Annotated in this window: 22 protein-coding genes; 16 read left to right on the forward strand and 6 right to left on the reverse strand. The window is 36.9% G+C overall.

From position 1 onward, the window contains the following. The first annotated feature begins 141 nt into the window (after nucleotides 1-141). From ACN6NE_RS20565 to ACN6NE_RS20610, 10 genes are all read left to right on the forward strand, one after another. The gene (locus ACN6NE_RS20565) at nucleotides 142-1,680 is read left to right on the forward strand and encodes an ABC transporter substrate-binding protein (RefSeq protein ID WP_129708183.1); all 1,539 of its coding nucleotides are present in this window, start codon (nucleotides 142-144) and stop codon (nucleotides 1,678-1,680) included. A 59-nt stretch (nucleotides 1,681-1,739) separates the two neighbouring features. Further along, complete coding sequence (locus tag ACN6NE_RS20570) at nucleotides 1,740-2,693, forward strand: ABC transporter permease (RefSeq protein ID WP_129708186.1); 954 nt, start codon at nucleotides 1,740-1,742, stop codon at nucleotides 2,691-2,693. Nucleotides 2,694-2,702: 9 nt separating this feature from the next. Continuing rightward, on the forward strand, nucleotides 2,703-3,611 hold the full coding sequence (locus ACN6NE_RS20575; RefSeq protein ID WP_129708189.1) for an ABC transporter permease: 909 nt from the start codon (nucleotides 2,703-2,705) through the stop codon (nucleotides 3,609-3,611). Beyond that, complete coding sequence (locus tag ACN6NE_RS20580; protein ID WP_129708192.1) at nucleotides 3,608-4,606, forward strand: ABC transporter ATP-binding protein; 999 nt, start codon at nucleotides 3,608-3,610, stop codon at nucleotides 4,604-4,606. Before ACN6NE_RS20575 ends, ACN6NE_RS20580 begins: the two co-directional genes overlap by 4 nt. Continuing rightward, nucleotides 4,599-5,588 carry an ABC transporter ATP-binding protein gene (locus ACN6NE_RS20585; protein WP_129708195.1) on the forward strand — a complete coding sequence of 330 codons (990 nt, stop codon included), beginning with the start codon at nucleotides 4,599-4,601 and terminating at the stop codon, nucleotides 5,586-5,588. Before ACN6NE_RS20580 ends, ACN6NE_RS20585 begins: the two co-directional genes overlap by 8 nt. 259 nt (nucleotides 5,589-5,847) lie before the next feature. Next, the gene (ybaK, locus tag ACN6NE_RS20590; protein WP_474326968.1) at nucleotides 5,848-6,330 is read left to right on the forward strand and encodes a Cys-tRNA(Pro) deacylase; all 483 of its coding nucleotides are present in this window, start codon (nucleotides 5,848-5,850) and stop codon (nucleotides 6,328-6,330) included. 178 nt (nucleotides 6,331-6,508) lie between these two features. Further along, the gene (locus tag ACN6NE_RS20595; RefSeq protein WP_129708201.1) at nucleotides 6,509-6,793 is read left to right on the forward strand and encodes a DUF5316 family protein; all 285 of its coding nucleotides are present in this window, start codon (nucleotides 6,509-6,511) and stop codon (nucleotides 6,791-6,793) included. A gap of 88 nt (nucleotides 6,794-6,881) precedes the next feature. Then, nucleotides 6,882-7,292 (forward strand): GNAT family N-acetyltransferase, encoded by a 411-nt coding sequence (locus ACN6NE_RS20600; protein WP_129708204.1) that lies wholly within the window; start codon nucleotides 6,882-6,884, stop codon nucleotides 7,290-7,292. Nucleotides 7,293-7,869: 577 nt separating this feature from the next. Next, nucleotides 7,870-9,207, forward strand: a complete 1,338-nt coding sequence (locus ACN6NE_RS20605) for an MFS transporter (RefSeq protein WP_129708207.1) — start codon at nucleotides 7,870-7,872, stop codon at nucleotides 9,205-9,207. Between the two features lie 559 nt (nucleotides 9,208-9,766). Further along, complete coding sequence (locus ACN6NE_RS20610) at nucleotides 9,767-10,735, forward strand: extracellular catalytic domain type 1 short-chain-length polyhydroxyalkanoate depolymerase (protein ID WP_474326971.1); 969 nt, start codon at nucleotides 9,767-9,769, stop codon at nucleotides 10,733-10,735. Between the two features lie 135 nt (nucleotides 10,736-10,870). Here ACN6NE_RS20610 and ACN6NE_RS20615 read toward each other — a convergent pair whose 3' ends face one another. Together ACN6NE_RS20615 and ACN6NE_RS20620 are read right to left on the reverse strand one after the other, a co-directional pair. Further along, entirely contained in the window at nucleotides 10,871-11,026 is a 156-nt protein-coding gene (locus ACN6NE_RS20615) for an aspartyl-phosphate phosphatase Spo0E family protein (protein ID WP_016763750.1), read from the reverse strand. Nucleotides 11,027-11,870: 844 nt separating this feature from the next. Next, complete coding sequence (locus ACN6NE_RS20620) at nucleotides 11,871-12,011, reverse strand: hypothetical protein (RefSeq protein ID WP_474326974.1); 141 nt, start codon at nucleotides 12,009-12,011, stop codon at nucleotides 11,871-11,873. Nucleotides 12,012-12,531: 520 nt separating this feature from the next. On the opposite strand from ACN6NE_RS20620, the gene ACN6NE_RS20625 reads away from it, so the two are divergent. Continuing rightward, nucleotides 12,532-13,983, forward strand: coding sequence for an NADP-dependent glyceraldehyde-3-phosphate dehydrogenase (locus ACN6NE_RS20625; protein ID WP_129708213.1), 1,452 nt, complete (start codon nucleotides 12,532-12,534; stop codon nucleotides 13,981-13,983). Between the two features lie 104 nt (nucleotides 13,984-14,087). Here ACN6NE_RS20625 and ACN6NE_RS20630 read toward each other — a convergent pair whose 3' ends face one another. Beyond that, a complete protein-coding gene (locus tag ACN6NE_RS20630) occupies nucleotides 14,088-14,384 on the reverse strand; it encodes a hypothetical protein (protein ID WP_129708216.1) in 297 nt (98 codons plus the stop codon). A 497-nt stretch (nucleotides 14,385-14,881) separates the two neighbouring features. Here ACN6NE_RS20630 and ACN6NE_RS20635 point away from each other — a divergent pair, with 497 nt between their 5' ends. Together ACN6NE_RS20635 and fsa are read left to right on the forward strand one after the other, a co-directional pair. After that, nucleotides 14,882-15,391: a hypothetical protein gene (locus tag ACN6NE_RS20635; RefSeq protein ID WP_129708219.1), complete on the forward strand. Its 510-nt coding sequence runs from the start codon at nucleotides 14,882-14,884 to the stop codon at nucleotides 15,389-15,391. A gap of 60 nt (nucleotides 15,392-15,451) precedes the next feature. Beyond that, on the forward strand, nucleotides 15,452-16,120 hold the full coding sequence (fsa, locus tag ACN6NE_RS20640; RefSeq protein ID WP_013082751.1) for a fructose-6-phosphate aldolase: 669 nt from the start codon (nucleotides 15,452-15,454) through the stop codon (nucleotides 16,118-16,120). Between the two features lie 63 nt (nucleotides 16,121-16,183). Here the strand turns inward: fsa and ACN6NE_RS20645 are convergent, their stop codons facing one another. Next, complete coding sequence (locus tag ACN6NE_RS20645) at nucleotides 16,184-17,077, reverse strand: sigma-70 family RNA polymerase sigma factor (RefSeq protein ID WP_474326977.1); 894 nt, start codon at nucleotides 17,075-17,077, stop codon at nucleotides 16,184-16,186. A gap of 301 nt (nucleotides 17,078-17,378) precedes the next feature. On the opposite strand from ACN6NE_RS20645, the gene ACN6NE_RS20650 reads away from it, so the two are divergent. Together ACN6NE_RS20650 and ACN6NE_RS20655 are read left to right on the forward strand one after the other, a co-directional pair. Then, entirely contained in the window at nucleotides 17,379-17,903 is a 525-nt protein-coding gene (locus tag ACN6NE_RS20650; RefSeq protein WP_129708225.1) for a DinB family protein, read from the forward strand. 189 nt (nucleotides 17,904-18,092) lie between these two features. Next, nucleotides 18,093-19,148 carry an aldose epimerase family protein gene (locus tag ACN6NE_RS20655; RefSeq protein WP_129708228.1) on the forward strand — a complete coding sequence of 352 codons (1,056 nt, stop codon included), beginning with the start codon at nucleotides 18,093-18,095 and terminating at the stop codon, nucleotides 19,146-19,148. A gap of 62 nt (nucleotides 19,149-19,210) precedes the next feature. Here ACN6NE_RS20655 and ACN6NE_RS20660 read toward each other — a convergent pair whose 3' ends face one another. Further along, entirely contained in the window at nucleotides 19,211-19,336 is a 126-nt protein-coding gene (locus tag ACN6NE_RS20660; protein ID WP_013056562.1) for a hypothetical protein, read from the reverse strand. Between the two features lie 65 nt (nucleotides 19,337-19,401). Beyond that, complete coding sequence (locus tag ACN6NE_RS20665) at nucleotides 19,402-19,824, reverse strand: CBS domain-containing protein (RefSeq protein WP_474326980.1); 423 nt, start codon at nucleotides 19,822-19,824, stop codon at nucleotides 19,402-19,404. 216 nt (nucleotides 19,825-20,040) lie between these two features. Between ACN6NE_RS20665 and ACN6NE_RS20670 the strand changes: the two genes are divergently transcribed. Beyond that, nucleotides 20,041-20,505, forward strand: coding sequence for a hypothetical protein (locus ACN6NE_RS20670; protein ID WP_129708234.1), 465 nt, complete (start codon nucleotides 20,041-20,043; stop codon nucleotides 20,503-20,505). Nucleotides 20,506-20,680: the final 175 nt, after the last annotated feature.

A 20,680-nucleotide genomic window follows, 5' to 3' on the forward strand; every position in this document is an offset into this window, starting at 1 on the left:
AGAAAATGGTATAATAGCCTCTGTATGTTAAAAATACTAATTGCCAAAGGTAGAAGGTAGTGCTACAATTGTTCACATTCCTACTATTCTTCTTATTATAGTCGGATTAAAATTTTATACAAGGAAATAGGAGTGATTTTAGTGAAAAGGACTTATTTACTTTTCATCTCTCTTTTAACCATTGTCCTCATGGTAGCAGGGTGCAGTGGTAACGCAAGTGAAAATTCTTCAAGTGAAAAAGAAGGAAAAGAAGGCGGAACGCTAAACGTCGCGTCTCAAAGTGAGCCAGCAACGCTAGATGCTCAAATCACTGGGGACTCAGATGTGAAAGACGCAACGCGCAGTATCTATGAAGGGTTAATGATTTTAGACGACAAAGGAAATCCTAAGCCTGACTTAGCGTCTAAAGTAGATATTAGCGATGATAAAAAAACATACACGTTCCATTTAAGAAAAGGGGTTAAATTTCATAACGGTAAAGAAATGACTGCAGATGACGTTGTCGCTTCTATTAACCGCTGGATTAAGCTATCATCCCTTGGGAAAACAAACTTCTCTGGTGCTGAAATGACAAAAACCAATGATGATATGGTGGAGCTTCATTTACCATCACCAAATGTTAACACGCTATCTTTATTAGCTGATCCAATCCCCGCAGCAGCTATTTTACCAAAAGAAGTGGTTGACAATGCATCTGATGAAGGGATCAAAGACTACATAGGAACAGGTCCATATAAAGTAAAAGAATGGAAGAAAAATCAATATCTTTTATTAGAGAAATTTAAAGATTATTCTTCGAAAGGCCGCGAAGTTAAGAAAACTCCTCACGTCGATGAAATTAAGATTAGTTTCGTAAGCGATGAGTCAACTAGGATTTCTGGTATTACAACCGGACAATTTGACGTTGCGCTATCTGTATCAAGCGATAATGCCAAACAAGTTGAAGGCAGTCAAAATGCAAAAGTAGAAACATCACCAGGCGGATTTATGGGACTTTTCTACAACGCAGATAAAGGCGTCTTCAAAGATATCAATGCACGAAAAGCAGTTAACGCAGCTCTTAACTCAAAAGACATTTTAGACAGTTCTTACGGAAGCTCAGATTATTACAAGCTTTCTTCATCCATTGTGAACAAAGAGTATCCAAACTACTACAGTACAGCTGGAAAAGAAGAATACAACCAGCATGACAAGAAAAAAGCAAAAGAATATTTGAAGAAATCTGGTTATAACGGGGAAGAAATTCGTTTAATGGCGTCTCGTGATTACCAAGATCAATACAATACAGCTGTTGTCGTTCAACAAGAGTTAAAAGACATTGGTATGAATGTAAAATTAGAAGTATACGACTGGGCGACATTCAGCGATAAAATGAGTGATACAAGCCAATGGGACATCTATCCTGTTGACTGGAACGCTCGTTCTACCATCTTCCAAGGATTCTGGACTACAAAAGGTACATCAGTTGAAAAATCAATGGACTACTTAAATAAAATTAAAGCTGCTCCTTCTGTTAAAGAAGCTCGCGGTGACATTGATGCAATTCAACAATACGTATGGGACGAGCTTCCGTTTACGCTTATTGGTCATAAAGTGAACATCAATGCCGTTTCTAACAATGCAAAAGGCTATGAGTATAATTTAGGTCCAATTTTCTACAATATGAGTTTAACAAAATAATATCTTATTATTCTAATAAACAGAGAGCTTATGCTCTCTGTTTTAGAAAGGAGTTTACGATGGGAGCTTATACACTTAAGAGACTTTTTGCACTAATTCCTGTTTTATTCATTGTATCTATTGTTGTGTTTTTAATTACGCGCTTAACGCCTGGGAGTCCTGCAGCGATCATTTTAGGACAAGGCGCAAGTCCAGAACAAATTGCAGCGCTGAGCAAGGAAATGGGATTGGATGAGCCCGTGGTCAATCAATACTTTATCTGGCTATCTAACATTTTTCACGGAGATTTTGGCTATTCCTACTTTTTAAATAAATCTGTGCTCGGGGCAATTTGGGATAACGTAGGTCCTACGGTTTCTCTAGCTATACTCGCGCAAATTTTTGGCGTGGCGTTTGCTTTACTATTTGGTATATATGCGGCTAAACACAAAGGAACGATTCGTGATGAAAGCATTATGGGAGCCAGCCTTTTAGGTATTTCCATTCCTAGCTTTCTTCTCGGTTCATTCCTTATTTTGCTTTTTGCGGTACAGCTTCGAATTTTTCCTGTTTCAGGATACGTTCCGTTAAATGCTGGATTATTTGAGTATTTAAAGTACTTAGTTTTACCAACGATTACGCTTGGAGCGATTCAAGCTGCATTAATTACGCGTATGACGCGTTCATCTTTACTCGATACCATTTCTGAGAACTTTGTTAAAACGGCAAAAGCAAAAGGATTAAATGAACGCACAATTATGCTTAAGCATACGCTGCGCGTGAGTTTTTTACCGATTTTAACAGTTATCGGAGAATCATTTGCGGGGCTTGTGACCGGAGCGGCGGTAACAGAATCATTATTTAACATCCCGGGGTTAGGTCAGCTGATTGTTTCATCAATTGAACGCCGTGATTACGCGCTTATTCAAGGAGCCGTACTTTTAATTACGGTTGCTTATGTGGTCATCAATTTAGTTGTTGATTTGCTGTATGCCGTGATCGATCCGCGTGTACGCAATTCTTATCATGATTAAAGGAGGGTGATGAATGTGAACGCACAACAAAATACAGAGACCATTTCAGTAACTGCAAAGAAAAAAAGAAACCCAGCGGCAGCGCGCTTTTTCTCAAATCGTTTGCTAGTAAGAGGAGCGATACTTATTTTATTATCTATTTTGATTGCTGTTTTTGCTCCGCTCATTTCTCCTTTTGGCAGCTTACAAATCGACCCTGCAAATCGATTAGCACCGCCGTCAAGCACGCACTGGTTTGGAACGGATAACTTTGGACGAGATGTATTTAGCCGGACAATGTACGGCGTCAGAATATCATTAATGATTGGAGCCGCAGTAACGATTATTGCTACTGTACTTGGTTTAATCGTTGGACTTTTATCTTCTTATTATAAAATTCTTGATTATATTTTAATGAGAATTTGTGACGGCTTGTTTGCTTTTCCATCTATTTTACTGGCAATTGCTATTATGTCTGCTTTAGGACCTAAAACAAGCAACGTTATTATCGCACTGAGCCTTGTATTTATTCCTTCGATTGCGAGAATTGTTCGTTCAGCTGCGCTTGTTGTAAAAGAAAAAACGTTTATTGAAGCGCTAAAAGCTCAAGGAGCAAGCTCACTTCGAATCATTTGTTTTCATATGGCGCCAAACGTCTTATCGCCTTTAATCGTTCAAGTAACATACGTGTTTGCCGTAACGATTTTAACTGAGGCTTCGCTAAGCTTTTTAGGAGCCGGGATTCCTGCGCCGACACCAAGCTTAGGAAATATGCTGTATGACGGAAAGCTTGCGATTTACAACGCGTGGTGGATGACCTTGTTTCCGGGTGTATTCATCATTTTAATTGTACTTGGCCTTAATTTATTTGGTGACGGTCTGCGCGACTGGTTAAATCCGAAAAACGTAATGCTGAAGAAAAGGAGGAAAAAACGTTGAGTAACGCCCTTTTAAAATTAGAAGACTTACAAGTAACTTTTACAACGTATAGCGGAGAAGTAACGGCTGTTGACAATGTATCTCTTCAATTAAATAAAGGAGAAGTATTAGGCATTGTCGGTGAATCTGGATCAGGAAAAAGCGTAACGTCCGAATCTATTCTTCAGCTATTAGATGAAGACCTAACAAGCTACGATGGCAAGATTTTGTTTGAAGGAAAAAACTTATTAGACATGTCTTCAAAGCAAATTCAAAAGCTAAGAGGAAACGAAATCTCAATGATTTTCCAAGATCCAATGTCGTCATTAAATCCCGTTATGCCAATTGGAAAACAAATTGCTGAAGTGATTCGTCTGCATCAGAAAGTCTCCAAAAAAGAAGCGCAAAAGAAAGTCGTAGAGCTTTTGAGACTAACGGGCATTCCGTCTCCAGAACAGCGAGCAAAAGAGTATCCGCATGAAATTTCCGGCGGAATGAGGCAGCGCATTATGATTGCGATGGCTTTAGCGTGTGAACCAAAGCTTCTTATTGCCGATGAGCCAACAACGGCTTTAGACGTAACCATTCAAGCGCAAATCCTTGACCTTATGATGGATTTAAAAGATAAGCTCAACATGGGCGTGCTTTTCATCACCCATGATTTAGGCGTTGTAGCTAATATTTGTACAAAAGTAGCCGTGATGTATTTAGGACAAGTGATGGAAGAAACGGACGTTAAAACGCTGTTTTCAAAACCACTTCATCCTTATACAATGGGCTTAATTAAGTCGGTTCCTCACTTAGACAGCGACAGAACACAAGAGCTTTCGTCCATTCCAGGAACGGTTCCGCCGCTTTCAAACGTGCCAGACGGCTGTCGTTTTGCACCAAGATGCCCATTTGCAACGGAAAAATGCCATAAAGAAGTACCTGTTTTAGAGCATGCCGATGATACGCATCGCATTCGATGCTGGCACTATGAAAAAATTCAAGAAGGAGAGGTTGCGTATGTATAGTGAAGCAAAACAGCAAAGCACCAAGCCCTTGCTTGAAGTTCGCAACCTACAAAAATACTATCCGGTTCGTTCTGCTTTAGGGAAAGCAAAAGGCCAAATTAAAGCAGTTCAAGATGTATCCTTTGATATCTATGAAGGTGAAACGTATGGATTAGTAGGAGAATCCGGCTGCGGGAAAAGCACAGCAGGGCGTACGCTTTTAAAATTAGTAGAACCAACGGGCGGAGAAGCACAGTTTAATGGAGAAAGTATTTTCGAATCCAAAGCCTCACGCTTACGAACAATTCGTAAAGATTTGCAAATGATTTTCCAAGATCCGCATACTTCCCTTAATCCAAGGAAAAAGATTGGTGCTTCTATTCAAGAAACATTAACGATTCATAATGTAGGGGCAAAAAGCGAACGAAAGCAGCTTGTCATTGAGTTATTAAAAAAGCTTGGGTTTAATGAAGAAGATTACAACCGCTATCCGCACGAATTTTCAGGCGGTCAGCGCCAGCGCATAGGCATTGCGCGTTCATTGATTTTAAACCCAAAGCTTATTATTTGTGACGAACCGGTTTCAGCACTGGACGTATCCATTCAAGCACAAATCTTAAACTTACTGCGCAGTTTGCAAAGAGAAATGAAGCTGTCATATCTCTTTATCTCCCACGATTTAAGCGTCGTAAGACATATTGCAGACCGCGTTGGCGTGATGTATTTAGGAAGATTAGTAGAAGAAGGCCCCACAGATGAGATTTTTTCAAATCCTCGTCATCCTTACACAAAACTTCTTTTATCATCTGTCCCGGCAATTCACGAACATGAAAAACGCGAAAAAATTGAGGTTAAAGGTGAAATTCCTTCTCCTCTTAATCCACCTTCAGGCTGTGCTTTTCATAAAAGATGCCCGTTCGCATTTGACCGCTGCATGAAAGAAACACCCGAAGATACAGTGATTGACAGCAAGCATAAAGTAAAATGTCATCTTTATAATTAATTTGAGAAGCTGTAGAGATATAGAAAACATACGTAGTCATGCAGCAACACAATTGAATAAATAGAAATGAAAAAGTCACTAGTGCCTCTAGTGGCTTTTTTTCTGTGAAAACAGAGGGTTCAATAGGTTGAGAAAAGTCATTATTCAGCATATTAGATTCATTTTTATATAAAAGATATGAATAACCCTTACTAACCTACCTATCCTAATATATGGAGATATAAAAACAAAACGTGTTATGATAGTGTCGGTGATAATTATGGGTAAAAAAGCAGATAAAACGAATGTCATGCGAATTTTAGATCAGAAAAAAATTGAGTACAATTATTATTCTTATGAAACTAAAAATCTGAGTGGGGTACAGGTAGCTACTTCGCTCGGAGAGGATCTTGCTAAAGTCTTCAAGACACTGGTGACCGTAGGGAAATCAAAAGAACATTACGTCTTCATAGTACCTGTTGAAAAGGAGCTTGACTTAAAGAAAGCGGCAAAAGCAGCTGGTGAAAAGTCCTTAGAAATGATTCCTCAAAAAGAACTCTTGCCTCTTACAGGATATGTTCACGGCGGGTGTTCTCCTATCGGAATGAAAAAGCAGTTCACAACCTTCATTGACTCTACAGCAGAAGACTGCGAAACGATTTACTTTTCAGGCGGGCGTGCAGGTCACCAGATACAGTTAACATTAAGTGACTTATCAAAAGTAATTCGTATACGTCCGGCAGATATCACAAAAGATAGTTAAAATGTAGTTCCCTTGAGCGAAACGCTTTTACACATAAGCGTTTCGCTTTTTTTAAATGGCCTTAATTGCTGTCTTTTTACCTGTTGGGATAACAGAAATAAAAGTAAAAATATAGAAAAAATGATATTATATAGTTAATGTGTGGAAACTTTATAAAAAGGCTAGGAGGAAAGCAAAAATGATTAAATCAATTATTGGAGGGTTCATCTTATCTTTTATTCTTTTATTAGGATGTACAATAGCAAACGTAAATTCAGAAACAGTATTTTTTGCAGTTTTCATTCTATTAGTAGGGCTAGCCATCATTATATCTGGAGTAGCTGTAAGCGGTAATCGAATGAGAGCTAATCTGGCCACGGAATCAAAAACAGACAAAAAGTGGAGAATTACAAATTCTATAAACCTTGTGTTAGCTGCTGCTCCAGTTCTCGGGGTATTTCTTCTCATTCATTATTTTATATAGTTATTCTCTCTCATGTAAGGACAAGCAACAACATCCCCAAGAAACAAACTAATTATTAATAAGGTAATAGGGGGAAAAAGGCGCTAGTATGAAAGAAATCACTTCACCTGCGGTCAGTCCGGCCATAAAAAAACTTTTATCTTATGCAACTTTAGAAGAGAAGGTTGATGAAGAATATAAAAAATACGTTTGTTTGCCAAGTCGGAAATTGTACAGTATGGAAGTAAACGAAGAAGCCGTTAGTTGTATAGGAGTTGAATTTCTTAACTCCAAAGAAGCTGTTATAAAACATATAGCTGTTTTACCGAGAGAAAGAGGTAGAGGAATAGGAAGCAGCATGATTAATTTTCTTTGTAAGAAACATGATATACATTCTGTTTTTGCTGAGACAGATAAAGAGGCAGTAAACTTCTATTCTAAGTTTGGTTTCCAAACAACAAGCTTAGGTGAAAAATATCTCGGGATAGAACGCTTTTGGTGTGAATTTAAAGTCAAATGAGCCAAATTAAGGTCGCCGATGTAACAAAATTATAGAGCATCTATGACTGTATATATAATAGAGGATAAGATTAAAATTCGATAATTATCTTAAATTTAGGTTAGAGCTTAGTACAAGTTATGTTTATTCTACATATTATGTAAATGTAAGCAGCTTACACTCACAAGTTGAAAAGAGTATTTTCTTAATCATGTTCTCACTTAAAGAACATGGCTTTTTTTCTGTTTGTCATATAAATTAGAAAGCCGAACTTTGTAAAATTTTTGTATAAATAATTAGAAAATATTATATTTTCTAATAAATCAATAGTACAATATATAAATAGAAGGGAGGATTAACACTACATATGTAATAGACAGCAGCCGCTTTTAAAAACTTTTATTTTGTTACTATAAATGATATTGAAATGGATTATTCAACCTTTTTTAAGCGCTATCATTATATAAGTAATTGGTTGAACAGGTTTTATAGAAAGCAATACAATCTAGCTGTTTAAAAAGATTTGCTGGTAAATTACTTGCTACTTTATATTACAGGAGAACTGACATTAAACACTCAAAGAAAAGAGGGATCAATCATGGCTCATACCAGTGAAGCTGCAAACAACAGGCGTATTACAAGTAATATTTTCAAAGGATCTGTTGGGAATTTAATTGAATGGTACGATTGGTACGTTTACTCTGCTTTTGCCGTCTATTTTTCATCGCAATTCTTCCCGGAAGGTGATTCAACAAGTCAGCTGCTTAACACAGCTGCAATCTTTGCCGTCGGTTTCTTGATGCGTCCAATTGGTAGTTTATTAATGGGGCGCTACGCGGATCGATACGGTCGCCGGGCTGCACTTACCTTGTCTATTACAATTATGGCGAGCGGTTCTTTTATTATCGCTTGTACTCCTAACTATGGCACCATAGGATTATTATCTCCTATTATTCTAGTACTAGCGCGTTTGCTGCAAGGAATCTCCTTAGGAGGAGAATACGGAACGTCTGCAACTTACCTTTCTGAAATGGCAAGCAGCGGGCGAAGAGGGTTTTATTCAAGCTTTCAGTATGTGACGCTTGTTGCTGGTCAGCTGGTGGCATTAGGTGTTCAAATTATTCTGCAAAACGTTCTTAGTGAAGCAGATATGATTTCATGGGGCTGGCGTATTCCCTTTGTTATTGGAGCCATCGGAGCGCTAAGCGTTTTATGGCTGCGCCGTACAATGGATGAGTCAGAGCAATTTTCTAAAATGGACTCTGAAAGCCGTGAAAACGCCGGAACTATTAAAGCACTTATGAAGCATCCTAAAGCAGTGTTGACCGTTATTGGCTTAACATTAGGAGGAACGGTCGCCTTTTATACGTATACGACGTATTTGCAAAAATTTATGGTAAACAGTGTAGGGCTAGATAAAGGAGTCGTAAGCTGGATTAACTTCTGTGCGCTGCTTGTATTTGTTGTTATTCAGCCAATAGCAGGTATGCTATCTGATAAAATTGGACGCAGACCTCTGTTAATGAGCTTTGGTATTTTAGGAACATTACTGACTGTACCGCTGTTTCTTTTTATGAAACAAGCTCATAATCCAGTCATGGCTTTTTTATTAATGACAATCGGACTTATCATTGTAACAGGTTATACATCTATTAACGCTATTGTAAAAGCGGAGCTTTTCCCGACAGAAATTCGAGCTCTTGGTGTAGGGTTACCGTACGGACTTACAGTTGCCATATTTGGAGGTACTGCAGAATTTATCGCACTATGGCTAAAAAGTATCGGCCATGAATCACTTTTCTTTTTCTATGTAGCAGGATGTATTGCCATCAGCTTTCTTGTTTATTGGCGTATGGGAGAGTCCTCTAAAGATTCATACATAGAATCTGAGCTCAAGACAGATGACAAAGTACCGCCTAATAACATCAGTCTTTAATTTTAGTTAAAGAAATAATCGTTTGATAACATAAAAAAGGACTGGCTTTTTATAGCCAGTCCTTTTTTATTCTCTTAAAAGACACTTGTTTTGTAGTCGGTTCAGAATATGGAAAGATAGGATCTTTCAAGCTAAATTCACGCGTGCCTTCTTCGATAAGACCAACTGTTTTATCGCTATCGTAAAGGGCTAGCCTTATTAACCTATCCGTGCTGCACAACTTTTTTCTGTAGTAGGATTTTTGTCTATTATTTGGTGGTAATAAGGGCTTGAATGATCTCATTCCAGTAACGTTTAAAACCAGGCTTTATTTTCGCCATTTTGAACACTCCCTTTAAAATTTTCCCGATTGGATAGTCGTTATATTAAGTTTAATAAAATTACCTAAAGTTGTTATCCAACGCAAAGCGTAACTTACTGTATGAATTTGTACGACTAAAGCATGAAAGAAGAAATAATTAAAGGCATATAAAAAGTTCAGCTTCATAATAAAAGGATTATTTTGTGGTATAACGAAATAAAGAGTATATACATCAGAAATAGAGAGAGGGTAAACTCCGTGAATACTTTATGTTCCTTTTTTACAAATCCAGTTTTAACTGCTTCTACGTTTTTACTAGAATTACAGAGCGTGTTCTTTCAACCTATTTGGAAAGAGTATAATTATGATGATTATTTTACCTACAAGGTGTATGTTCCAAGTACATATACTGGATTAAGTAAAGTACCATTAATCGTTATGCTTCATGGATGTCAACAAGACGCAGATGATTTTGCTGCAGGCATGGAGATGAATAAGCTAGCGGAAGAAAAAGGCTTTATTGTTCTCTATCCTCAAATGAATTATTTTGCTAATTCCAACGGGTGCTGGAATTGGTTTTATGAGTATAACCAGTTTCGCGGTAATGGAGAGCCAGACATAATAAAAGATATGATTGATCACATAATCGCTAAATATGCGATTGATTCTACTAATATATACCTTGCTGGTATGTCAGCTGGAGGCTTTATGGCAAATGTGATGGCTATTGCTTATCCTGATGTATTTAAAGCGGTAGGCATTCACTCAGCAGGCAGTAATGCGTATGCTGTAGACCTTATCACAGCTGGAGAAGTCATGCTATACGGCTCGTTAAATCCTGAACTTGACGGTGATGAAGCTTATAAAAAAATGGGACCTTATGCACGGCCTGTTCCCATCATTACGTTTCATGGTCAATCAGATACAACAGTCAATCCAATTAATGCGTCTACATTAATTCAACAGTGGATTTATACATATAAGAATTGCGGTATAAACCTACATGAAAATGCTGCTTTTTATACGTCACAAGACAACGGAAATCATTATAGCTACATAATGTCTGACTACATAGATGCAGAAAATAAAATCTGGATGAAAAAAATTATGGTAGAGGATATGTGGCATGCATGGTCAGGAGGAAATGACAATGGATCAGATACTGATTCAAAAGGTCCAAATGCTTCAAAAATGATGTGGGACTTTTTTGAAGCACAGAATGATTAAATAGAGTTTGAACGAGCGATCAAAATGTACTACTAAATAACATCAGCCTTCATTTTTTTGAAACAAATAATTGTCTACCAACAGCAAAAAAGGATCTTATCGAAAGATCCTTTTTCTGTTATCAACGAACATTTTTTAACAAGTAGCTTCAAACCGATTTAACAATACATCTAGATCCTGACTGATTTTAATCGTATTACTACTTGTGAACCCTTCTTCTAGGGCAATCATCATCATCATTTTTCGTATAAATTCTATCTTTATCAGCAGTAGTCTACATTTGAAACACATTAAGTTTCCTCCACTTGCCATGTCATTTTAAAGGCTTAAATTGTTGAATTATTTATGTAAAAATGGTTCCAATCTAAAAATAGAACCTAAAAAATATAGTAACAAATAGATAGTGTCGAAGTCTGTCGTATTTTGAATTCAGATATTTTCATTTAAAAAGAATTAGCTCTTAAACGTTTTGTTGGAAGCTGTGCTCCGTCTTAATTATGATTGTTCCACCGGTTGTGAATAACTCACATAGCAACAGAGCTTATACTGTTTTTGTGATATAGGCATAATCCGATTACATTTAGGCATGTTAACATAAGAAAGGAGAATTTACTAATATACCCAATTTCATCAGAATTCTTCAATTGTTTCTTCCGTGGATTTCCCTTGTTTTTATACCGAAAAAATCAATTAGAACCTATTTTCCCGCTTCTCTTTTTGCCTCATCTTTAGTAATTGGAATGTGCTCATTGGCTATTCCTTACAAGTGGTGGAGTGTAAAAGGAGGGTGGAAAGGAAAAATTTTAAACGATAGCAGTTTTATTTTTGGCCCCTTTTTGATAGAGACACTGTGGATCTTTCATTTTACGTTTGGCAGCTTTAAGAGATTTTTTTTCGTTAATTTACTTATGTATTCACTATTTGCTTTTCCGCTAAGTTACTTGTATCAAAAACTGGACTTATTTACGTTAGTTAACTTTAAGCCAAAACATATCTTTTTTTCTTTTATTAGTTTCTGCTTAACTATTTATGGCTATCAGGCACTGACAAATAAAGATAAATGATAGGTGAGGGCCGTTTCTAACCGCTATAGACTTTGTAAAAAGCGCAACAAAAAAGCGTCTGTTAAGACGCTTTATATATAATACATATACTGCTCTTCTTTATTGACATTTGTTGTTTCATGGATTATTTCTTCCGGGATATTGGACGTCCCGTTAGTAAAAAGCATAAACAAAGCAATAATTGATGCCACAAAACCTAAAGTAACAATCACAATAAATCCCTCCCTTTAGAATATATATTCTACTTTTATCTTCATTTTCCTATATTTATTATATACCCTTATTTTATTTTCTCAACACATAGAACAAAAAGAGTAGTGCAGCTCCTCAATATCTCCCTCAAAATAAATATAATCAAGGGAGCTTAAAACTCCCATTTTCCCTAAAAAAGTAGGAAGTCATAAATTTTTTTCGTATAGGGGATATAAATCATTAAAATTATTAATCGTTGAGATAACTTTTTTGTATTGTACGAATGAAAGAAATTTATATATATTAAAAATACAAAATATTCATTAAATTATATGATGCTTTGGTTTTGAGTCGAAAAGAGAAAAGCTACTGCTTTAAAGGCAACAAGTTTAAGGAAGTTACAAGCGATATTAAAAAGTTATAGAAATGGATACAGCTAGAATTCTTTTTTGCTCAGATATTCACAGAGTTTTCATTCGTAAAAAGACTGAAAATTTTGATAATAAATTTCACTTTTACTTTTATTAAGGGGGACTTTTTATGACAACAACGGTATTAAATGTATCAACTTATTCTTTTTATCTTAACGGTGAGTGGAAAGAAAGCAAATCAGGGCAGACAATCGACATTGTTTCTCCATACCGTCATGACGTGATTGGGAAAGTGCAGGCTATCACAAAAGAAGAGGTCGATGAAGCAGTACATGCCGCGCAGAAAGCTCAGAAAGGGTGGGCAGAAATTTCTCTGCAAGAACGTGCAAAATATTTATACAAATGGGCGGATGAGCTGGTGAAAATGCAGAGTGAAATTGCCGAAATTATCATGAAGGAAGTTGGAAAAAGCTTAAAAGATGCAAGAAATGAAGTAGTGCGCACAGCTGATTTCATTCGCTATACAGTTGAAGAAGCCCTTCATATGAACGGAGAAAGCATGAAGGGAGATAGTTTTCCTGGCGGTTCTAAGTCTAAAGTTGCCATTGTTGAACGCGTGCCTTTAGGTGTTGTACTCGCAATTCCTCCTTTTAATTATCCGGTAAATTTAGCAGCTGCTAAACTGGCGCCTGCGCTTATTTCAGGAAATGCAGTTATCTTCAAACCCGCAACGCAAGGAGCGATCAGCGGTATTAAGATGATTGAAGCTCTTCATCAAGCAGGTATTCCACAAGGTCTTGTAAATGTCGTAACGGGTCGCGGATCTGTTATTGGGGATTATTTGGTTGAACATAAAGGCATTAACATGATTTCATTTACCGGAGGAACAAATACGGGTACTCAATTAGCTAAAAAGGCAGGCATGATTCCTCTTGTATTAGAACTTGGAGGAAAAGACCCGGGTATTGTATGTGAAGATGCAGATTTACAAGAAGCAGCAAAACATATTATAAGCGGAGCATTTTCTTATTCCGGCCAGCGCTGTACAGCTATTAAACGTGTACTTGTGCATGAAAAAGTGGCAAACGAGCTCGTAAATATTTTAAAAGAAGAAGTACATAAACTATCAGTCGGTTCTCCTGAAGATGGATGTACGATCGTTCCATTAATTGATAGCAAAGCAGCGGACTTTATTCAGATTTTAATTGCAGATGCACTAGGAAAAGGTGCAACAGTTGTGACTGGAAACAAGCGTGAAGGCAACCTTATTTATCCTACTCTTTTAGATGACGTAAATGATACTATGCGCGTAGCATGGGAAGAACCATTTGGCCCTGTATTACCAATTATTCGCGTCGCTTCTGATCAAGAAGCCGTTGATATAGCAAACGAATCAGAATTTGGCTTACAAGCAAGTGTTTTTACAAAAGATATTAATAAAGCCTTCTCAATTGCAAATAAAATGGAAGTCGGTTCCGTTCAAATCAATGGCCGCACAGAACGTGGTCCCGATCATTTTCCTTTTATCGGTGTAAAAGGATCCGGTATGGGCGCTCAAGGCATTCGTAAAAGTATTGAATCCATGACTCGTGAAAAAGTAACCGTACTAAATCTTCAATAATTGAATTCCAAGACCTCTCCTAGTCGAATCAGTAGAGGATAGAGGATCTCATGAAAAAGCCTGTGCTTCTTGAAGCACAGGCTTTTAAACATCTTATTTAGCTATCACTTGACTCCATCTTTATAGTTCTTATCCCAGTTTTTATCACCTTTGTGCTCGATGTCCTCAACGGTTTTTTCAAGCTCTGACATGATGAGGGTTTTTACTTGATAAATGGTATCAAAAAAAGCTTTCTCTTCATCTGGGTTAGGCTTTATTTTAGCGGCTGCCGAAATCCCAACATATCTGCGGTGTTCAGTTGTTAATTTATCAAGCGCATCAAAAATATGAGAAGTGAGAACAGCAACCTCCTTATGATTATCAGGCAGCTTTTCTTTTAATGTTTCAATTCTCTTATCCATGTTAACATCCCCTTATTCATAACGTGTTGTATTTATGTAACTTTCCCACAAATAAAAACGAATAACCTAAAACGGCGAAAATTAATGAGAATTAGTACGTGAAACAAAATTATACTACAGGATATCATGTTAAAGTGAAAAAATGGTGAAACGAGTGGGTATATTTTTGCAGAGAGGGTATGTAATAAAAGTCGGTTTTTTTGGAAAAGGTAATTACCTTAAGATACATTGAAGCACGCAATTAACATAAAAGTTCATCTATTTTTAATAGATAATGACCTTTTATGACTACTTTTTACGATTTTATGACTTTTTTTGAATGAATTTGATTGTTTTTGATGTTTTTTCGAATAATCTGATATATAATGAAAGCGTAAACAGTAAAACATGTCGGTTGGTTAAGAAAAACATCCACAAAAACTGGATTCGTTATTACATAAAATCAGACCTCTGTTTTTTTATAAAAATAAATAGAATGTGAGAAAAGGAGAATGAGGATGGACGTATTGGATGCAAAAGTAGTGAATACAAAGTACGGTTTAGAAACATATCTGGATGTATCAGAAAGCGTAGAAATAAAAGAAATTCATATGCCGAGTTCAGAGAACCAATCTCATAAAATTAAATTTGGAATCAAGTATTTTCTTTTAAGAGAAGGAAAGTATTACGATAGCCAAAAAGGTTATTTTTGGCTTTGTATGAATCACGATTTTAGCAGCCTTATGCTGAGTGAAACGGAAACAGAGAGTTTGTTTGCAGTTAAAAGTGAAGAAGAAAGAGAAGCAACAAAAACGCTGTTAGCAGAATGGTTTATCCAAACGAATGCGTACAAAGAAGTCATCAACGAATGTATCCATCAGATTAAAACGGAGAATATTCGTACAGAAGAAGACATTGAAGACCGAGTGGACGCCATACAATTTTTAGAAAAATTAAAGGTATTAACTGCAAAAGAGATTGAAAACGCTTCTATAGAAAACCTATATGCCCTGCAGCAAATTGGCTAGGCTATAGTTCGCGTACGTTGAAATATAGATTTATGTACAATAATAAGGAGGAATAGTGAGATGAAATTTTTTATTGATACAGCAAACCTTGAGGATATTAAGAAAGCATACAAAGTAGGTGTTCTAGCTGGTGTGACAACCAATCCATCTTTAGTAGCAAAAGAAGGCGTAAGGTTTGAAGACCGCATCGAAGAAATTCTTCAAATGGTACCGGAAGTTGAATCCGTTTCTGCAGAGGTAACGCCTGACGCACTTTCTGCTGAAGACATGATTGCTCAAGCTGAAGAACTGATTAAAATTAACGACGGAGATAAAAACATTACGATTAAGCTGCCTATGACATTAGCTGGCTTGGAAGCGACGCGCTACCTTGCAAAGAAAGGCGTAAAAACAAATGTAACCTTGATCTTTACAGTAAACCAAGCGCTTTTAGCAGCTCGTGCTGGAGCGACGTATGTTTCTCCATTTTTAGGACGTCTTGATGATATTTCAGAAGACGGAGTACAGCTAGTATCTAAAATTGCTGAGTTATTCCGCGTTCAAAACATCGACTCTCAAATTATTGCAGCATCTGTAAGACACCCGGATCATGTAACGCGTGTAGCACTTGCAGGAGCTCATATTGCCACAATTCCATACGCTGTTATTGAGCAATTAGCAAAACATCCGTTAACTGACCAAGGAATGGAAAAATTTGCAGCAGATTGGGAAAAAGCAGTTAAAGCTTAACAAAAAGTCATATCAATAAAAAAAGCTTGGGGTAAGCATAGCTTATTCCAAGCTTTTTATCGTTTAACTAGCTAGTTTCTTTTTACGTAAACGCTCTAAGCGTCGCTGCACGCTATTTCTCGAGCGCCCGAGCAGCTGCCCAATTTCTCGCTGATTGAGCTTTTCCTGATAAAACATGCGCCACAATCTGGCATCTTCTTCTGCTGTCCACTTTTTATGCTCGTATTTAGGGCGCTTTACATAGTCTAGTTTTCTCTGTGCATCTACCCACGCTGGTTCTGGAATAAGCGTATTTTTAGGTATTTTAAAAAAGTTAAGGCACGATTTATTTTGTTCAGCCCACTTCCAAAAAGATTGAATGTCAATTCCCATAAATGTTCTGGTCTTGGCGATGATCATTTTATACGGTAGATTCTCTTTATGAATCCACTTGTAAATTGTATGAACATCTACTTCAAGGCAGGCTGCTAGTTCACACGCTGTAATGTGTCCTACGTGCGCTTTGGCTCCATACACTTCTAAACGGCTCAACCTCGATTCTAGCGCTTGCACACTTCGCTGTAATTTAGCTGATATGTGTGAAAGAGGTTTTACCCCGTAATACCTTAGCAAATATTCGTCTTCTTGCAGCGTCCATCTTCGCATCGCCGTTTTTCGTGTTAGTCCCAAAACTTTTATGCGCGTAGCAATAGAAGAAGGACTTCTGCCTAAAGAGTGTGCCATTTCACGGTTATTCATGATATCAATGTTCTCCTGCAAAAAAGCATCTTGTTCAAGCGTCCATTTTTTACGTAAAGCTGTATCCGAAGCACGAAGATTTAATCGAGTAAGTCGTTTATTAACCGATTCCTTGCTTCTATGTAAATGCTCACCCATCTTTTGAAGCGTCATAGCGCCATAGCGTTGAATAAGAAATCTATCTTCTTCTTTTGTCCATCGCTTTTGATTTTTACTCACTGTTGTCTCACTCCAATTCACACGAAAAGCTCAAGATGAAAAAGTTGCTAGCAATCTATTTTACGAATGAGCAGTGCCTATTCAGACTTATACTCACTGCGTTTTAGCCTATATATATTTTATCATATTTTTAGAGGAAAACCAAACATGTGTTCCTGTTTTATTTTAGTCATCATAAAAGGAATTAGAAAAATAGTTGGCTCCTTTAATAGGAGCGAATTATGGTAAAATTGACTATAACCTCTAAAGGATTTACATAACTGACAGCTCAGCATCATTACGTTGAGAAAGGGGAATTGATATGAATTTTAATTTAAAAGAAGCGATTGAAATACTTGAGCATACGCCACAAACGCTTGAAAAACTTTTGTCTGGTCTATCTGCAGGGTGGCTGCAATGCAATGAAGGAGAAGGAACGTGGAATACCTCCGAAGTCATAGAACATTTAATAGAAGCAGAAAAAAATAATTGGATACCAAGGCTAGAATTTATCCTTCAAAAAGGAAAAGAGGGAGCTTTTCCTCCGTTTGACCGCTATGCCCATTTAAATAAGGAATCTGCTAGTTCTATTGAAGAGAAGCTTCTTGAATTCAAAAAGATAAGAATACAGAATTTACATCAACTAAAGCTTCTAGTTAAGCATGAAAAACATCTGGAAGTGAGAGGAGAACACCCAGCGTTTGGGGCAGTAAAAGTCAGAGAGTTGCTCTCGACTTGGGTTACTCACGATTTGACCCATATTGCGCAAATTGTTCGAGTAATGGCAGAACGATATAGAGAAGATGTAGGACCTTGGGAAGAATACTTAGGAATACTGAAGAAATAGCAATAACAAACAGTAGCCAGCCTTTATCCTTCAAGCTTGAATTAAGAAATGTACACGATTACAATAAAATGAGAATAATGAAGATTCAGGAAGGATTGCAGAGGGAACTATAACAACATATCCGATGTTTATAACATGTAGGGTCCGTTAAGCAATTTACGAATAAAAAGAGGATTGGACTGATTAAAAGTGAAAGTAAACTCAGAGAAATTTGGAGAACTAAACAATCAAGCTGTACATGCTTATACCTTACTAAATGATGAAGGGCTTAAAATTACCTGTCTTGACTATGGATGTGTGATATCAAATATTGAAATGAGGGATTCTGAAGGGAAGAGTGAAAGTGTTGTATTGGGATTTGATTCAATAGAAGAATATCAGAAATATTCGCCTTATTTCGGAGCTGTGGTCGGACGCGTAGCAGGACGTATAGGAGGAGCCTCGTTTCAGCTTAATAATGAAACCTATCGTCTTGAAAAAAATGAAGGAAACAACCATTTGCATGGTGGGGCAGAAGGGTTTAGTCATAAAATATGGAATGCTAAAACAATTGAGGCGAATGATCATGTAGGTGTTGAATTTACATATTTAAGTAAAGACGGAGAAGAAGGGTATCCCGGTAATCTTGAAGTGAAAGTTACATATACATTAACGAATAAAAATGAATTTCATATTTCTTACGAAGGAACAACGGATCAAGAGACCCTTATCAACTTAACTAATCATACGTATTTTAATTTAAGCGGAAACCTAAAAGAAACGGTCTTAGATCATGTTTTAAAGCTGAAAAGTAACGAATTCTTAGAGCTGAATGATGAACTTTTACCTACTGGAGAAGCTATCAATGTTACAGATACTCCGTTTGATTTCAGAGAAGGACATAGTCTCAAGGAAGGGGTGGAATCCACTCATCCGCAAAATATATTAGTTGGTAAAGGATACGATCATCCATTTCTTTTAGAAGGAGAAACTGAAAAGCAGATGTCATTATTTGACCCTGCAAGCGGCCGCAAAATAGAAGTCAAAACGAATCAGCCTTCAGTTGTTCTCTATACTGGAAATCATCTAGACGAAGAATTCGAAATTAGAGGGGTTCACTCAGAGAAATACCTCGGTGTTTGCCTAGAAACACAAGGTTTACCGGACGCTATTCATCATAAGCATTTTCCTTCTTGTGTATTAAAGCCCGGTGAAAAGTATGAAGCATATACTCACTATACATTTATAACTGATCGCAGCCTATAACAAAACGGGATGATAAAAAGGATTACAAACAAGCCTCTGCCGATTGTAATCCTTTTTTATTGTTACTTTTTCTTTTGGCTTTTTGCACGATTAGCGTCAAGCTCAGCCGCATATTCCTCTTGAGACTTTCCTTGCTTTTGGCTCTCAGACTGAATCTTTTTAAATTTGTTATCGTTTAAATTTGGCATATTAGCACCTCCTTGCAGACAGGGTTATTTTGTACAAGCATTAAGGATCTATATGCTGAAAAGTTTTAATGAACTTGGTTAGAAATTTCGCTTAATGCTGCACCGGCTTCGTCAACATACACGTTTACTGTTGCAAGGTCACCAATTGCGCAGATTCCAACCATATTATTGTTTTCCACTACAATAATACGGCGAATTTGATGATCAGCCATCATACGTGCACACTCATGGATATCCGTATCCGGAGAACAAGTAATTACATCTTTAGTCATACAATCATGGCAATGAACAGCGTTGCAATCTTTTCCATCCGCCACGCAATTTAACACGATATCACGGTCTGTGATCATTCCCATTACTCGATTTTCTTGACACACCGGCACAGAGCCACAATTAATATCACGCATTAATTTTGCAGCTGCTGTTACTGGGTCGTGTGGTGCACAAGCTTTCACATCTTTAGTCATAATTTCACGTACTGTAGTCATTTTTAATTCCTCCTTTTAAACATTCACCTCCGTATTTTCTCCATGCACATGCAGAATATGAGAATCAATAATTTCCTGAAAGCAAAAAATCTTGTAATAAAAGGCGAATAAAAGAACTAACGCAGTGTAATAAACACATAAAAAAGAGCCTATTACACAAACTAAAGAGAATATGATTTAGCTTACATTTTCGTAACGGCAGGAGTTGGGTACATAATGAAAGGAAAGTTAGTGCTTTTGGCAGTACTTTTATTGCCTTGGCTATCTATAGTAAAAGTTGATAAATTTGTCTTTAAAAAATACCTACCTGTTTTGACGTTTAGTTCATTAGTTATTGCTTTTATCAGTGAGTTATCTAAAAGCTTTACATGGTGGAAAGTGAGGAAACCTCTTTTCCCTAAACTTTCAAGCGATATTTCTTTTATCTTTGGACCATTTTTTATAGCTAATTTTTGGGTATTTAAGCTGACCTATGGGAATTTCAAAAAATATTTGCTGATTAACGTTCTATTTGATTATCTATTTGCTTATCCTTTGACCAGTCTGGCAGAAAAACTAAAAGTATACAAAATGGTCAACATGACGCGTTTTCAACTTTTTGTGATCTCGATTGCGACTGCTCTTATTAATTATTTGTATCAGTATTTTATAGAAGATGTATTAAGGCAGAGAAGGCAATAGGTGACCAGCTTATCGACATTTAAATTTCGTCTGCTGTCAACTTTAAATCATATTGAAGGTCTCTCGAATTTGGTACATAAATATTTAAACGAGATAATAACAGCCTAGTAAATAATGGAATAAAAAAGAAACGTGACGGAGGAGATCAATCTCTTTCACGTTTCTCTGCTTTGTC

It is taken from the genome of Priestia sp. 53B2 (assembly GCF_056099005.1).